Origin of the sequence: Duganella sp. BJB476, from assembly GCF_003416895.1 — a bacterium.
Lineage (GTDB): Bacteria > Pseudomonadota > Gammaproteobacteria > Burkholderiales > Burkholderiaceae_D > Rugamonas.
This window is the reverse complement of the sequence record NZ_QVIO01000010.1, coordinates 156,922-170,748: the sequence shown is the minus strand read 5'-3', so window position 1 is coordinate 170,748 and position 13,827 is coordinate 156,922. Positions and strand designations below refer to the sequence as shown.

The window sequence follows — 13,827 nt, the reverse complement described above, 5'->3', positions numbered from 1 at the left end:
GGTGTTAGAATCGCCGCATGGATGACGCCCCGGACCACAACTCGAATGCAGCACCGTTGACGGAAGCGCCGCCGCGCCGCAGCCGGCGCAAAAGCGGCGGCACCACGCTGCGCGACGTCGCCAAGCTGGCGGGCGTGGCGCCGATCACCGCCTCGCGCGCGCTGAACACGCCGAACGCGGTGTCCGACGCCATCCTGCTGCGGGTGCGGGAAGCGGTGGAACAGACCGGCTACGTGCCCAATATGCTGGCCGGCGGCCTGGCCTCGCGCAAGAGCCGCCTGGTGGCGGCGGTGGTTCCCACCATCTCCGGCAACGTGTTCCTGGAGATGGTGCAGTCGCTGACGGCGTCGCTGGCGGCGTCCGGCTACCAGCTGATGCTGGGCCAGTCGGGCTATGAAGACTCGCGCGAGGACGAACTGCTGGAGGCCATCATCGGCCGCCGTCCCGACGGCGTGATACTGACCGGTATCATGCGCTCGCCGCAGGGCCGCCGGCGCCTGCTCACCAGCGGCATCCCGGTGGTGGAGACCTGGGACCTGACGCCCGATCCTATCGACATGCTGATCGGCTTTTCCCACGAAAAGGTGGGGGAGGCGGTGGCGCGCTACCTGCACGCGCGCGGCAAGCGTCGCGTCGCCACGCTGAGCGCCAACGACCAGCGCGCGATGCGCCGCATGAAGGCCTTCTCCGACACCGCCATCGCCCTCGGCATGGCGGCGCCGGGCGAGAGCGCCGTGCCGGGCTGGGTGGTGCCGGCGCCGACCAACGTCGGCCTGGGCCGCAGCGGCCTGCGCGAACTGCTGGCCCGCCATCCCGACATCGACGCGCTGTTCTGCAGCTCGGACATGGTGGCGCTGGGCGTGCTGACCGAAGCCCAGGCCAAGGGCATCGCCGTGCCGGACCGGCTGGCCGTGGTCGGCCTGGGCGATCTGAGCTTCTCGCGCGATTTGCAGCCGGCGCTGACCACCGTGCGCATCGACGGCGCCCGCATCGGCAGCACCGCCGCCCGCTTCATCATCGAACGCTCGCAGGAACGCGAAGTGAGCGACAGCATCCTCGACATCGGCTTCTCCATCATCGAACGCGACAGCGCCTGACGCCTGTTACAAATCGGTTCGCCCCCATTTCTGAAAATTATTGACATCTCCTGGCCACCGGACTAACCTAAGTCATCGTACAACTGGTACCGGTACCATCACACTGGCACCAGAGGCATTTCATAGGGGAGACCCCGTTTAAGCTGATGAAATGGTACGGCGCGGGAGTTCGGTGGTGTGGCCTAAGCTGTTGTTAAACGCCTACACATCGTACAACTGAATGGGATTACGCAGAGCAGTTTTTATCTGTCAATTAGGGGACAATAGTGTTTAACAAAAATTACAAGCATCAAAACATGCATCCAACGACCATGACCACCATCAAGATGACGCCCTTGGCGTCGGCCCTGGCGCTGGCGCTGTTTGCCATGGGCGCCCAGGCGCAGGAGCAATCGAGCGCCAAACCCGGCCAGCTGGAAACCGTGGTGGTGACCGCCAACAAGCGCGTCGAAAAACTGGAAAGCGTGCCGATGGCCATCTCGGTCATGAGCGAGAAGGAAATCCAGCGCACCAACGTCCGCGAGATCGAGGACGTGGTCAACATGATGCCGTCGCTGACCATCAGCTCCGGCACCACCGCCGCCAACAACGCCATCTTCATGCGCGGCATCGGCACCGTCTCGGTCGGCATCGGCGTCGAGTCGGACGTGGCCGTCATCATCGACGACATCCCCATCGCCACCCAGTTCCAGGCCTTCAAGGACCTGGCCGACATCACCCGCATCGAAGTGCTGAAGGGGCCGCAGAGCACGCTGTTCGGCAAATCGGCGGTGGCCGGCGCGATCAACATCGTCACCAAGCCGCTGTCCGGACCGATGGTTTATCGCGGCAGCACCTACCTGACCAGCGACCATGAATGGCGCGTGAACGCCTCGATGGGCGGCCGCATCAACGACCAGTTCGCGATGCGCATCGCCGCCAGCGACACGCGCCTGCCGGGCACCTTCCACAACCTGACCGACGGCCGCGACGTCAACGGCTCGGGCGGCAAGACCTTCCTGGCCAAGCTGCAATGGACGCCGCTGGATAACGTCTCGGTCGACCTGACGCCGCACTACAACTACATGGAAAACACCCGTGGCGTGACCGCCATCAACGGTTTCGTCCTGCGCACCGGCTCGGCCGCGGCGGGCAACCTGGTGTCGACCCCGGTGGGCACGAACGGCGTTTATCTCAACGGCAATCCGCTGCTGCCGGCCGGCACGGTGCTGGCCGGGATCGACGTCAACGATCCGAACAACCGCAACGTGCGCCGCGACTTCCCGACCGGCCTGGTCTCCAGCGACCGTGGCACCGGCCTCAAGCTGACCTACACCTTGCCCAACGATGCGCAGCTGATGTCGATCACCTCGGTGGACAAATACCTGGCCAACGACTTCCGCGACCAGGACTTCGCCGACGTGCCGACCATCGCCGAAACCGGCAAGACCGCGCTGACGCAGGGGAACAACCAGTACGGCACCTACGACATCCGCGCCAAGACGCAGGAGATCCGCTACGTCTCGCCGGACAAGGGCAGCTTCAAGTACGTGGCCGGCCTGTGGCTGGCGCATAACGAGATCTACCGCCACTTCATCCGCGGCTACTGCGTGGCGCCGACGCTGTGCAACGCCAACTCCAACTCCAGCCCGACCAACTACTACACCGACATCTACAACACCAACAAGGCCTTGTTCGGCCAGGCCTCGTGGGAGTTCGCCCCGACCTGGACGCTGGAGGCCGGCTTGCGCAGCAACCAGGAAATCTCGGGCTTCCACTATGCGCGCAACTACTACACCAACCAGGTGGACCGCGCCAGCTTCGTGCCCGGCGCGGTGGGCGTGGACCAGTTCCAGAGCACCGGCAATTCCGACCGGTCCTATACCGGCAAGGTCAGCCTGCAGAAGCAGCTGACGCCGGAGGTGATGGTGTACATGATGGGCGCGACCGGCTACAAGGGCAAGGCGTACGACGTGACGTCCGGCCTGAAGGCGGTGGCGGCGTTCCCGGTGAGCCCGGAGACCAGCCAGACCATGGAGATCGGCGCCAAGGCCAATCTGTTCGACAACCGCATGTCGCTGGCGGCCACGGTGTACAACTCGGAGTTCTTCAACTACCAGCAGAACGTGACCTACGTGCTGCCGAACGATCCGACCATCTACAGCCAGCTCAATTCGATCCCGCGCATCCGCACGCACGGCTTTGAACTCGACGCCAACCTGCTGGCGGCCAAGGACCTGACCATCAACGCGGCGCTGGCGTTCACGCTGCCGACGATCGAGAAGTGGGCCAACGGTCCGTGCTATGCCGACACCACCAACGTCGCGGTCGGCACGACCAAACTGGCGGCCAATGGTTCGATCGCCGGCCAGAACACCAGCTGCTTCCCGATCGCGCCTGGTTCGACCACCGGCGTGCAGAACCTGGACCACAGCACCTTTCCGGGTACGCCGAAGATCAAGCTGAACCTCGGCGCCAACTACGAGTTCCCTGTGCCTGCGCTGCCGGTCAATGGTTTCGTCAACCTCAACGTGCGTTACCAGGACAAGTACTACACCAACATCAACAACGACCCACGTTCGTTCAACGCCGGCTACAGCATTACCGACCTGGGCTTTGGCGTGAAGGACCCGAAGGACCGTTACGGCATCAGCTTCCGGGTGAACAATCTGTTCGACCGCTTCTACATCCCGAACGCCAACGCCAGCGGCCCGACCTTCCGCACCGGCCCGACCGGCACCTCGCCGGCGGTGACGGTCAACAACTGGGTGCCGCCACGTGACGTGTTCCGCTACTTCAGCATCAAGCTGGACGTGAAGTACTAACACCGGGGTCAAGTCTGACATTCGGACACGAGCTCTACCGTAGCAGCCTGCTACTGTAGAGCTCGTGTCCGAATGACAGACTTGACCCTCGATTGTTTTGCGGGCTGTATGCGCATACAGTATAATTCTAGCATGACGCAAACCGCCCAACACGGCTTTATCCTGACTCGCCACTGGCAAGACGCGGACTATGGGACGGAGATCGAATTCTGGCTGGCGACCGACGACGGCCCGAAAAAGATCCGCCTGACCGCCCAGACTTCGGTGGCTTTCGCCGAGGCCCGGCAGCGCTCGGCCATCGAGGCGCTGATCGACGACAAGTCCGGCATCGAGCTGCGCGAGCTGGCGCTGAAGACCTTCGAGCAGGAACCGGTGGTCGGCATCTACGCCTCCCGCTACAAGCAGCTGACCGCGCTGGAACGCACCTTGCGCGAGCACGGCATCAAAATGCTTGAGGCCGATATCCGTCCGCCCGAGCGTTACCTGATGGAGCGCTTCATCACCGCCGCCGTGCAGTTCGAAGGCGGCCGCGTGGAGGGCGCCGGCGTCATCCACAACTGCAAGCTCAAGCCCGCGCCCGAGTACCGCCCCAAGCTGAAAATGGTGTCGCTCGATATCGAGACCAGTGCCTTCGAGGATTTGTATTCGATCGCGCTGGAAGGCTGCGGCCAGCGCCAGGTCTACATGCTGGGCGCGCCGCAGGAGTCGTCGCAAGAGATCGACTTCGACCTGGAATACTGTGCCACGCCGCGCCAGCTGATCGAGAAACTCAACGCCTGGTTCGTGCGCCACGATCCCGATGTGCTGATCGGCTGGAACGTGGTGCAGTTCGACCTGCGCGTGCTGCAAAAAAACGCCGACAAGCACAAGATCCCGCTGGCGCTGGGTCGCGAGCGCAAGACCATCGAGTGGCGCGAGCATCCCGGCAAGCAGGGCTATATGTTCGCGCCGGTGGTCGGCCGCATCGTCCTCGACGGCATCGATGCGCTGAAGGCGGCGTCTTGGACCTTCCCGTCCTTCAGCCTGGAGAACGTGTCGCAGGCCATGCTGGGCGAGGGCAAGGACATCGGCGACGTCTACGACAAGATGGCCGAGATCGAACGCCGCTTCCACGAAGACAAGCCGGCGCTGGCCCACTACAACCTCAAGGACTGCGAGCTGGTCACGCGCATCTTCGACAAGGCCAACCTGCTGGCCTTCATGATCGAGCGCGCCACGGTGACGGGCTTGCAGGCCGACCACCTGGGCGGATCGATCGCCGCCTTCGGCCATCACTACCTGCCGCGCATGCATCGCGAAGGCTATGTGGCGCCCAGCGTGGGCGACGTGTCCGGCGGCGCCTCGCCGGGCGGCTTCGTCATGGACTCCAAGCCCGGCCTGTACGACTCGGTCGTGGTGCTCGATTACAAAAGCCTGTATCCCTCCATCATCCGCACCTTCCTGGTCGATCCGGTCGGCCTGATCGAAGGCGAAAACGCCGCCGACCAGTCGACGGTGGTGGAGGGCGTCAACGGCACCGTGTTCTCGCGAACGCGCCACTGCCTGCCCGAGATCACCACGCAAATCTGGAAGCAGCGCGACGCCGCCAAGCGCGCCAAGAACGAGCCGTTGTCGCAAGCCTTGAAGCTGCTGATGAATTCCTTCTGCGGCGTGCTGGGCGCGACCGAATGCCGTTTCTTCAATCCGCGCCTGGTCTCCTCGGTCACGCTGCGCGGCCACCAGATGATGAAGCAGACCCGCGAGCTGGTCGAGGCGGAAGGCTACGACGTGATCTACGGCGACACCGATTCCATCTTCATCTGGCTGAAAAAGGAATACGCAAACAGCGAGGCGCTGGCCATCAGCGAAGGACTGGCCGGCAAGATCAACACCTGGTGGCGCACCATGCTGATGGAAAAACACGGCCTGGAATGCCATCTCGAAATCGAGTTCGACACGCACTATCAAAAGTTCTTCATGCCGACCATCCGCGGCACGGAGACGGGCAGCAAGAAACGCTACGCCGGCCTGACCATCAACGCCAAGGGCGAAGAAGAGGTCATCTATCGCGGCCTGGAAGTGGCGCGCAGCGACTGGACGCCGCTGGCGCAGCAGTTCCAGCAAGGCCTGTTCACGCGCATCTTCAAGGACGAGCCCTACCAGGAATTCGTGCGCGACTATGCGCGCAAGACCATGTCCGGCGACTACGACGAGCTGCTGGTGTACCGCAAGCGCCTGCGCCAGCGGCTGGACGAATACAAGGTCAACGTGCCGCCGCAAGTGCGCGCCGCGCGTTTGGCCGACGAGTACAATCAGGCGCAGCATCGCCCGCTGCGCTACCAGAACGGCGGCTGGATCAGCTACGTGATGACCACCAGCGGCCCCGAGCCGACCGAAGTGATGCGCTCGAATATCGACTACGAGCACTATCTGACCAAGCAACTGCAGCCGATCGCCGATTCCATCCTGCTGCCGATGCACGACAGTTTTACCAGCCTGACCACGGCGCAAGCCAGCCTTTTCTAAACGGAGATAGCATGAGCGATTTCAAGAAACTGCACGACGGAAGTAAACTGCTGCACCTGCCTAACGCCTGGGACGCCGGCAGCGCAAGATTGTTTGAAAGCCTGGGCGCGCCGGCCATCGCCACCACCAGCGCCGGCGTGGCCTGGGCCGCCGGCTATGCCGACGGCGGCCAGATGCCGGCCGAGGTGGCGATCAACGTCGCCGCCAGCATCGCCCGCGTGTTGACGGTGCCGCTGTCGGTGGATATCGAAAACGGTTATTCGGACGACGCCAGCGCGGTCGCGCAAACCGTGCTGCGCCTGATCGAGGTCGGCGTTGCCGGCATCAACCTGGAAGACGGCAAGGACGCGCCGCAATTGCTGGCCGCGAAAATCACCGCCATCAAGAGGCTGGCGGCGCAGTCGGGCAAGGAGATCTTCATCAACACCCGCACCGACGTTTATCTGAAAGGCCTGGCGCCGGAAGGTGAACGCGTGGCCGAGGTGCTGAAGCGCGCCGCGCTCTACAAGGAAGCCGGCGCCGACAGCCTGTTCGTGCCGGGCATCTGCAAGGTCGACGAGATCAAGGCGGTGGTGGCCGGCGCCGGCTTGCCGGTCAATGTGATGGACTGGCCGGGCGTGCCGTCCGCTGACGAACTGCACCAGTTGGGCGTGCGCCGCCTGAGCGCAGGCTCGGGTATTTCGCAAGCCTTGTGGGCGGTCGCCGCCGGCATGGCCAAGGACTTCCTGGCCACCGGCAGCGCCGGTCCACTGGTTGAAAAAGCGATGCCGTACGGCGACCTGCAAAAGCTGTTTATCGCCTGAGCTGATTACGCCGGTTGACGGCCACCGCTGACGGCGCGGCGGTTGTCGAAGCTGTAGGCGCCGGCGCCGAAGGCCACCACTTGCAGCAGGCCGCCTGCCATGGCGATGTTTTTCAGCAGGTGGATCATCTGGTTCTGGTCGCCCACCGCGTGGTGGAAGGCCAGGCCGGTGACGATGGAAAACGCCGCCAGTCCGGCCGCCACCAGGCGGGTCTGGATACCCAGTGCCAGCAGCAGGCCACCGCCCAATTCGACGGCGATGGCGATCACCAAAGCCAGCATCGGCAACGGCAGGCCGGACGAGGCGATATAGCCCATCGTGGCGGCCGGCGCGGCCAGCTTGCCGATGCCGCTCATGACGAAGATGGTGGCCATCAGGACGCGGCCGATTGCAGGGATGACGGAAGTGTTAGCGTTGTTCATGATATTTCCTTTTCGTGAGTTGGATTACATCAAATTTGCCGAGCGCAGTTGAGTGCCGATGCGTTCGATTTCTGTTTCGCCTTGCGCCAGTGCGGCCTCGCTGGTGTGTACCGAGTAATAGCCTGTGACCAGTTCGTGCGGATGTTTGACCGCCGAGCCGAGCACGAATTCCGTCGCGCCTTCAGCGACGAAGTCGATGGCCTGGCCGCCTTCCTCGAACACCGCCAGCTCGCGGCCGATCACCGCGTCGCCCACGTGCAGCGCACCGTCCGCCACCGCGACCCAGGCCACGTCATGGCCGGCTGGCGGCTGATAGCTCCAGCGTTCGCCATCACGCAGCTTCACGTGCAGATAGGTCAGCGAAGCGCGCGGCTGGATGCGGCTGGCGGCGTCGCCGTAGCTGCCGAGGATCACCCGCGCAGGGCCGCTGCTGGTCACGTGCTCCGCCGCCAGGTACTGGCTGTGCGCCGGACCGTTTTCATCTTCCGGCGGCAGTGCAAGCCACAGCTGGAAGCCGTGCACCGGCACGTTCTCGGCGGGACCGCCGTCGTGCCAGACGCCATTGCCTGCGCTCATCCACTCGACGCCGCCGGTGTGCAGCACGCCTTCGCTGCCGGTGGTTTCGCGGTAAGCCATCGCGCCTTCCATGATGACGGTGGTGGTGGCGATGCCGGAATGCGGATGCATGCCCATCTTGCCGCCACGGCTGGCTTCCATGCGGAAGCGGTCGAGGAAGACGAACGGTTTGATCAACTGGCCCACGTCGCCGGGACTCGCCAGGCGGGTGATGGGGCCGCGGGTGTTGCCTTTGGTGCGGAATGCGATGTTGCGGTTCATTTGCTTGCTCCTTGTTTGTTGCAGTGCATGGAGAGCATCTTAGGTCGGCGCTACCCATCTGAATAGCCTATATAATTGGATGGATAGTATCCAAGGAGTAGATATATGCTTGACGCCATGTCGATGGACCAGCTGCGCACTTTTATCGCCGCAGCGGACGAAGGAAGTTTCTCGGCCGCCGGCCGCAAGCTGCGCCGGGCGCAGTCGGTGGTCAGCACCACGCTGGCCAACCTGGAGCAGCAGGTGGGCTTCGCGCTGTTCGAACGCACCGGCCGCTATCCGCAGCTGACCGAGGCAGGCAGGGCGCTGCTGGAGCAGGCGCGCGCCGCCGTCGGCGGCATGGATGCGTTCAAGGCTAAGGCGCGCACGCTGGCCGAGGGGCTGGAGCCGGAACTGGCGGTGGCCGTCGATGTGATGTTCCCGATCGCCACGCTGACGGCGGCGGTGCAGGCGTTCAAGGCGGAATTTCCCACCACGCCGCTGCGGCTGTACGTGGAAGCGCTGGGGGCGGTGGTGCAGCCGCTGCTCGCCGGCAGTTGCCGGGTGGCGATCATCGGTTCACTGCCGGAAATCCCGCCCGGTTGCGCGGCCGAATTCCTGCTCAGCGTGACGGCGGTGTGCGTGGTGGCGCCATGCCATCCGCTGGCTGCGGCGCCAGGGGAGATTCCGCAAGTGCAAGCCGCGCAGCACGTGCAACTGGTGCTGACCGACCGCTCGACGCTGACGGCCGGCCGCAACTTCGGCGTGGTGGCGGCGCAGACCTGGCGGCTGGCCGACCTCGGCGCCAAGCATGCCTTCCTGCGCGCCGGCCTGGGCTGGGGCTATATGCCGCTGCACATGGTGGAGGAAGACCTGCGCACCGGCAAGCTGGTGCGCATCGCGCTGGAGGCGCATGCGCCGCTGGGGCCGGGCTTCTCGATGCACGCCATCCACATGCGCGACCATCCGCCCGGTCCGGCCGGGCGGTGGTTCGTCAACCAGTTGAAGCTGGCCTAGACGGCAGACTTTCTGCGCGCCGCGACACCGAGCAGGGCAAGTCCGGCCAGCAGCATGCCGTAGGTTTCCGGCTCAGGTACTGCGTTGAGCACGCCTACTTCGAAAGAGGCATTGTGTCCGTTGCCAGCCAGGTTGCTCCACAGAAGCTGTCCTTGGCCGAGTGAGGCGGTCGACGTGCCTTTCCAGTGCAGGGCATCGCCGACTGCGCTGGGGACCCAGCCGGTGTAAGAGCCGTTGGAGTAGTCCAGTAAGGTAGGACCATTATGTCCGCCGCTGCTGGTGTTATAGGAGGTGAATGGACCGATCGGCAATGAACTCGGGTCGCCGACAAAGTTGGTCAGGGGCGTGGGCGTGCCCGCGTGGCCATCGCCAAAGATGAACCAGTTGAAGTTCTGGCCTGCTGCCCAGCTGGAATCGTGGTTGTCCAGTGTCAGGGTGAATTCGTAGGTGTAGGTCGTGCTGCCGGTGATCGAGTAATTCAGGGTGATCGGCGAGGCCTGGGCGGCCAGTGGCAGCGCCAACGTGGCCGCCAGCGAGAGCAGCATTTTGCGGAAGATCGAGTTCATGGGAGGCATATCCTTTAGACGATCATGAGTGTTGTAATATTGATATTTCTCCGCAAGTGTATTTGATAAATGACAAAAATGATATCTTTTTGTCGCCAGCCACTGTAGCAAAAAACAAACATTTTTCCGCCGCCGGTGCTGGCCGCCGGTGACGGCGTTTGTTCTTTTCCGGGCGGTCAAATTTGCTTGATGTTTAAATTATTTCCTCATAGGAGAGCGGCGGCTTTTCGCCCGTTCGCTAACTGTCAGTTACAAGTTTCCACTAGGAATAGCGGTTGATCACTGAGAAACTTGGTTACATTTTCCTTACAATTTAGTGTGGTGTTGTCTTTGACAGACGGGTTCGCCGATCACAGAATCGGCCTCACACCGGCTTATGAAAACGCTAATTTTTAGGCGTTTTCAACCTTGGCAACGTGCTACAGCGCGCGGCCGAACGGACGGTGTGGTGTTAGCGGTATCCCTCTAACCTGTGTGTAAAGGAAAAAACCATGACTTTGAATAAAGCAATGATGGCGTTGTTGCTGTCCCTGGTCGGCGGTGCGGCGATGGCCGTGCCGCATTCCGCGACCGTTGACTTCTCCAAGGGGCTGGAAGGCTGGTGGGGCATGCAGCCCCTCGACGGCAACGGCGGTTCCGGCATCGACACCGGCATGGGCCATGGCGCGCCGGCCCTGCGCACCGTGATCGAAAACTTTGGCGTGACCTGGGGCACCAGCCACAACCAGGCCTTCCTCGGCGATTACACCAAGCTGCCGGGCGTGACCCTGGGCCTGGATATTTCAGCGCAGCAGATCTACTTCTTCAACCGCGAGGTGTCGCGCAACGTGATCGTCGAGCTGCGCGACTACGACAACACGCCTTCCGGCTTGCCGTACACCAGCGTGTTCTACAACCTCGGCAGTATCGATTCGACCAAGGGCTGGCAGCATTTGTCGGTGACTATCGGTGACACCAACTCGACGGTGCTGCCTGCCGGTTGGGGCGGCTACGGCGGCCCCGATGCGCATGGGCCGACGCTACCGGCCGGCCGCACCTTCGCCAGCGTGCTGGCCAGTGTCGATGAGGTCGTGTTCACGACCTTGCAGCCCGGATATCTCTACGGCTACACCAACTTCGACATCGCGATCGACAACGTGAGGATCACCGCCGTGCCGGAACCATCGACTTACGGCATGCTGATCGGCGGCATGGCACTGGTCGGCTGGATGGCGCGCCGCAAAGCGCGGTCGGTGGCGTAAGCCTGTCGGATTTATCTGGATGCCGGCGGCGGCAGTTCCGCATACTCCTTGAGCAGTACGGAAAATTCCCGCACGCCGGCTGAGCCCAGCCAGGTCCACATTTTCTCCACCTGGGCGGTGTGGGCGGCGTAGTAGCTGGCGCTGGCGGCCAGCCAGATGTGGTCGGAAAAAATCGGCTGCGGCAGCCTGACGATGGCGCCCTTGTACTTTTGCGCGATGTAGGCGTCCATGTCGTTCGGCGAGGTGACTGAGACCGCGAAGCCGTCGATTCTGTTGAGCCTGAGCTTCTCGAGATTGCGCGCGATATCGACCGCGCCGCTGTCGATTTTCAGGCCCAGGCCCTGCATGCGGGCCTTGTAGCTCGACCCCAGGGTGATGCCCAGCGGGCGGTTTTGAAAATACCGGGAAGGGTCGGTGGTGGGCGGTATCCGGTCGGCGCTGCGGACGAAGACGATGATGTTCAGCGCCAGCGCGCGCGCAGTGTCCGGTTGATGGTTTTTGTCGAGCGGGAAGACGATGCCGGCGGTGTTCGCGGCGCTGGAGTCCATCGGGGCGAACGCTATTTCGCCGGCGATCAGGGCCGGCTTGATGCGCATCACCGGCAGGCGTTTCAAGTCCGCCTGGCATCCCGTGCTGGCGGCGAAGCGCTGCACCAGTTCCGCCGACGCGCCGGGCTTGGCCGGTACTTCGGCGCCGGTTCCCAGCCAGTATGGAGGCCTTTCCTGGTCAAGGTAGCCTACTCGTACCGGTTCGCAGGCCGCCGCCTCATGGGCCAGCCCGATGCTGATGGCGAAACTCACCGCGAAAATGCCGAATTTCATGAATCGTCCAGATGCCAACAATAATTATTGACAGCATTATGACAGTAGCGATCCTGATACGCGCGCCTGGATGTCAGTCCAGCGACCACACATAGGTCATGGTCGCCCAGACCGGCTCGCCCTGGCCGTCGCTGCCGGCCGGTTTGAACTTGCACTGTGCGAGCGCTTTGCGCGCCGCCTTGTCGAGATCGGGGAAGCCGCTGGACTTCTGTACTTTCGATTCGAGCACCCGGCCGTCATTCCCCACCAGCAGCGCCAGCAGCACCGAGCCGCTTTCGCCGCTCAGGTAGGAATTGGCTGGATATTTGGGCGGCACGCAAGCGCGTGCATCGACGATGACGGCGGTGCGCGGTGCGGCACGGCTGGCGCTGGCGGTATTGGTGCTGGCGGCCGGCGGCGCGCTGGCCCGGCTGGCGTCCGCCACGGGCTTGGCCTCGCTGCGCGCAGGCTCGGCCGCGACCGGACGCTCAGCCTCCCGGACCGCTTCGGGCGCTGGCGCGGGTTTGGCTGCCAGCGCCGGCGCTGGTGGTGCGGCACTCGCCTTTGGCGCTTCAACCGCTTTGGCCGGTTCGGCTGCTTTCGCCGGCAAAGGCGGCTGCTTGGCGGTGGAAGCCTGGGCAGGCACGTCCAGCTTGTGCAGACCCAATCCCATGCTCTTCAACATGGCGGTCAGGCGCTCGTATTCGGAGGCCTTGCTGGCGGGGGCCGGCGCCGGCGGCGCTTTTGGCGCTGCGGCAGGCTTTGGTATCTCGGCCGAGTCCACTCCCAGGCCGGACGGCCCCGACACCTGGATCTCGCGCACGCCCGACGACTTGGTTTTGGCGTCATTGCTCGTGGCCGGAGCCAATGGTTCCGGGGCCGGGGCATACATGGCCGCCTGTTCAAGGCGCATCATCGATTGGTTGTCTTTCCAGACCAACCATAAGACCAGTGCGATGGCCACGAATAAGAAACCGATCAGCAGGGCGGTATTGCGTACGCTGCGGCCTTGCGCGTGCTTGTGGATGAAGGCGAGCCAGGCATCCATGCTTTTCCCTGGCTTGCGAGCCGACGTTCCCGGCGCCGGGCGGCTGGCCCGGCCCGACTCGTCCATGTCAAACGGCGTATAGACGACGGTGGGGTCGCTCAGGTCGACGGTGCTGTGCACGCCGAAATGCATTTCACGGGCGCGCTGCTCGCTCAGGATCTGCAAATCGTACAGTTCCCGTTGATCCGCATCAGACAACACGCTGTACGCGGCGTTCAAGCGCGCCATCATTTGCTCGGCATGATGGTTCCCGCTATTTTTATCGGGGTGATGCTTTTGAGATAGTGAACGATAGGCGGCGCGGATGACCTCTGGGGGGGCGTCGCGCGTGACGTTGAGACTCTCGTAATGGCTGTGAAGTTTTGTCATCGAATATAGCCCAGAGGACCAGGAACTTGCAATTTTGTTCAGTGATGCAAGATACTATATTGAAATCAATGCTGAAACTCAGTTCAGTGCTTAGGTTTTGAAAAAATGGCTTAAATACAACAGTTGTGGAATACACACCTGTCGGCGCCGGTGCTCATCGGCGAAGAATAGTGATATGGGAGGGGCGGGAATTTGGTCGGGGTGAGAGGATTCGAACCTCCGGCCTCTGCGTCCCGAACGCAGCGCTCTACCAGGCTGAGCCACACCCCGACGATGGAATAATTACATCAGAATTTTGCGCATTTTTCAACCGTACACGGGCGACAAGACTTGCTCGTT

At 63.1% G+C, this 13,827-nt stretch carries 11 protein-coding genes and 1 tRNA gene; 6 read left to right on the top strand and 6 right to left on the bottom strand.

All coding sequences use genetic code 11. From position 1 onward, the window contains the following. Positions 1–17: 17 nt before the first annotated feature. The 4 genes from D0T21_RS29120 (at position 18) to D0T21_RS29105 (ending at position 7,209) form a co-directional block, all read left to right on the top strand. Positions 18–1,097: a LacI family DNA-binding transcriptional regulator gene (locus tag D0T21_RS29120; protein ID WP_116993327.1), complete on the top strand. Its 1,080-nt coding sequence runs from the start codon at positions 18–20 to the stop codon at positions 1,095–1,097. A gap of 296 nt (positions 1,098–1,393) precedes the next feature. Then, entirely contained in the window at positions 1,394–3,901 is a 2,508-nt protein-coding gene (locus tag D0T21_RS29115; RefSeq protein ID WP_116993328.1) for a TonB-dependent receptor, read from the top strand. A 132-nt stretch (positions 3,902–4,033) separates the two neighbouring features. Next, positions 4,034–6,406, top strand: a complete 2,373-nt coding sequence (locus D0T21_RS29110; protein WP_116993329.1) for a DNA polymerase II — start codon at positions 4,034–4,036, stop codon at positions 6,404–6,406. An 11-nt stretch (positions 6,407–6,417) separates the two neighbouring features. Continuing rightward, positions 6,418–7,209, top strand: coding sequence for an isocitrate lyase/phosphoenolpyruvate mutase family protein (locus D0T21_RS29105; protein WP_116993330.1), 792 nt, complete (start codon positions 6,418–6,420; stop codon positions 7,207–7,209). A gap of 5 nt (positions 7,210–7,214) precedes the next feature. Here the strand turns inward: D0T21_RS29105 and D0T21_RS29100 are convergent, their stop codons facing one another. Both D0T21_RS29100 and D0T21_RS29095 read right to left on the bottom strand, forming a co-directional pair. After that, positions 7,215–7,631: a DoxX family protein gene (locus D0T21_RS29100; RefSeq protein ID WP_116993331.1), complete on the bottom strand. Its 417-nt coding sequence runs from the start codon at positions 7,629–7,631 to the stop codon at positions 7,215–7,217. 24 nt (positions 7,632–7,655) lie between these two features. After that, positions 7,656–8,468, bottom strand: a complete 813-nt coding sequence (locus D0T21_RS29095; RefSeq protein ID WP_116993332.1) for a pirin family protein — start codon at positions 8,466–8,468, stop codon at positions 7,656–7,658. Positions 8,469–8,573: 105 nt separating this feature from the next. On the opposite strand from D0T21_RS29095, the gene D0T21_RS29090 reads away from it, so the two are divergent. Continuing rightward, the gene (locus D0T21_RS29090; RefSeq protein ID WP_116993333.1) at positions 8,574–9,464 is read left to right on the top strand and encodes a LysR family transcriptional regulator; all 891 of its coding nucleotides are present in this window, start codon (positions 8,574–8,576) and stop codon (positions 9,462–9,464) included. On the opposite strand, the gene D0T21_RS29085 is transcribed toward D0T21_RS29090, so the two are convergent. Continuing rightward, on the bottom strand, positions 9,461–10,030 hold the full coding sequence (locus D0T21_RS29085) for a PEP-CTERM sorting domain-containing protein (RefSeq protein WP_229211680.1): 570 nt from the start codon (positions 10,028–10,030) through the stop codon (positions 9,461–9,463). The genes D0T21_RS29090 and D0T21_RS29085 overlap by 4 nt on opposite strands. A 491-nt stretch (positions 10,031–10,521) precedes the next feature. On the opposite strand from D0T21_RS29085, the gene D0T21_RS29080 reads away from it, so the two are divergent. After that, on the top strand, positions 10,522–11,271 hold the full coding sequence (locus tag D0T21_RS29080) for a PEP-CTERM sorting domain-containing protein (protein ID WP_116993335.1): 750 nt from the start codon (positions 10,522–10,524) through the stop codon (positions 11,269–11,271). 11 nt (positions 11,272–11,282) lie between these two features. Here the strand turns inward: D0T21_RS29080 and D0T21_RS29075 are convergent, their stop codons facing one another. The 3 genes from D0T21_RS29075 to D0T21_RS29065 form a co-directional block, all read right to left on the bottom strand. Further along, positions 11,283–12,092 carry a hypothetical protein gene (locus tag D0T21_RS29075; protein ID WP_116993336.1) on the bottom strand — a complete coding sequence of 270 codons (810 nt, stop codon included), beginning with the start codon at positions 12,090–12,092 and terminating at the stop codon, positions 11,283–11,285. 73 nt (positions 12,093–12,165) lie between these two features. Further along, positions 12,166–13,488 carry a TonB family protein gene (locus D0T21_RS29070; RefSeq protein ID WP_116993337.1) on the bottom strand — a complete coding sequence of 441 codons (1,323 nt, stop codon included), beginning with the start codon at positions 13,486–13,488 and terminating at the stop codon, positions 12,166–12,168. 193 nt (positions 13,489–13,681) lie between these two features. Continuing rightward, positions 13,682–13,758, bottom strand: a tRNA-Pro gene (locus D0T21_RS29065). Between the last annotated feature and the right edge of the window lie 69 nt (positions 13,759–13,827).

Excerpts from the sequence above, each read along its gene's own strand:
- D0T21_RS29085 (WP_229211680.1), bottom strand. The coding sequence starts at position 10,030 with ATGAACTCGATCTTCCGCAAAATGCTGCTCTCGCTGGCGGCCACGTTG.
- D0T21_RS29120 (WP_116993327.1), top strand. The coding sequence starts at position 18 with ATGGATGACGCCCCGGACCACAACTCGAATGCAGCACCGTTGACGGAA.
- D0T21_RS29115 (WP_116993328.1), top strand. The coding sequence starts at position 1,394 with ATGCATCCAACGACCATGACCACCATCAAGATGACGCCCTTGGCGTCG.
- D0T21_RS29080 (WP_116993335.1), top strand. The coding sequence starts at position 10,522 with ATGACTTTGAATAAAGCAATGATGGCGTTGTTGCTGTCCCTGGTCGGC.
- D0T21_RS29100 (WP_116993331.1), bottom strand. The coding sequence starts at position 7,631 with ATGAACAACGCTAACACTTCCGTCATCCCTGCAATCGGCCGCGTCCTG.
- D0T21_RS29090 (WP_116993333.1), top strand. The coding sequence starts at position 8,574 with ATGCTTGACGCCATGTCGATGGACCAGCTGCGCACTTTTATCGCCGCA.
- D0T21_RS29075 (WP_116993336.1), bottom strand. The coding sequence starts at position 12,092 with ATGAAATTCGGCATTTTCGCGGTGAGTTTCGCCATCAGCATCGGGCTG.
- D0T21_RS29110 (WP_116993329.1), top strand. The coding sequence starts at position 4,034 with ATGACGCAAACCGCCCAACACGGCTTTATCCTGACTCGCCACTGGCAA.
- D0T21_RS29095 (WP_116993332.1), bottom strand. The coding sequence starts at position 8,468 with ATGAACCGCAACATCGCATTCCGCACCAAAGGCAACACCCGCGGCCCC.
- D0T21_RS29070 (WP_116993337.1), bottom strand. The coding sequence starts at position 13,488 with ATGACAAAACTTCACAGCCATTACGAGAGTCTCAACGTCACGCGCGAC.
- D0T21_RS29105 (WP_116993330.1), top strand. The coding sequence starts at position 6,418 with ATGAGCGATTTCAAGAAACTGCACGACGGAAGTAAACTGCTGCACCTG.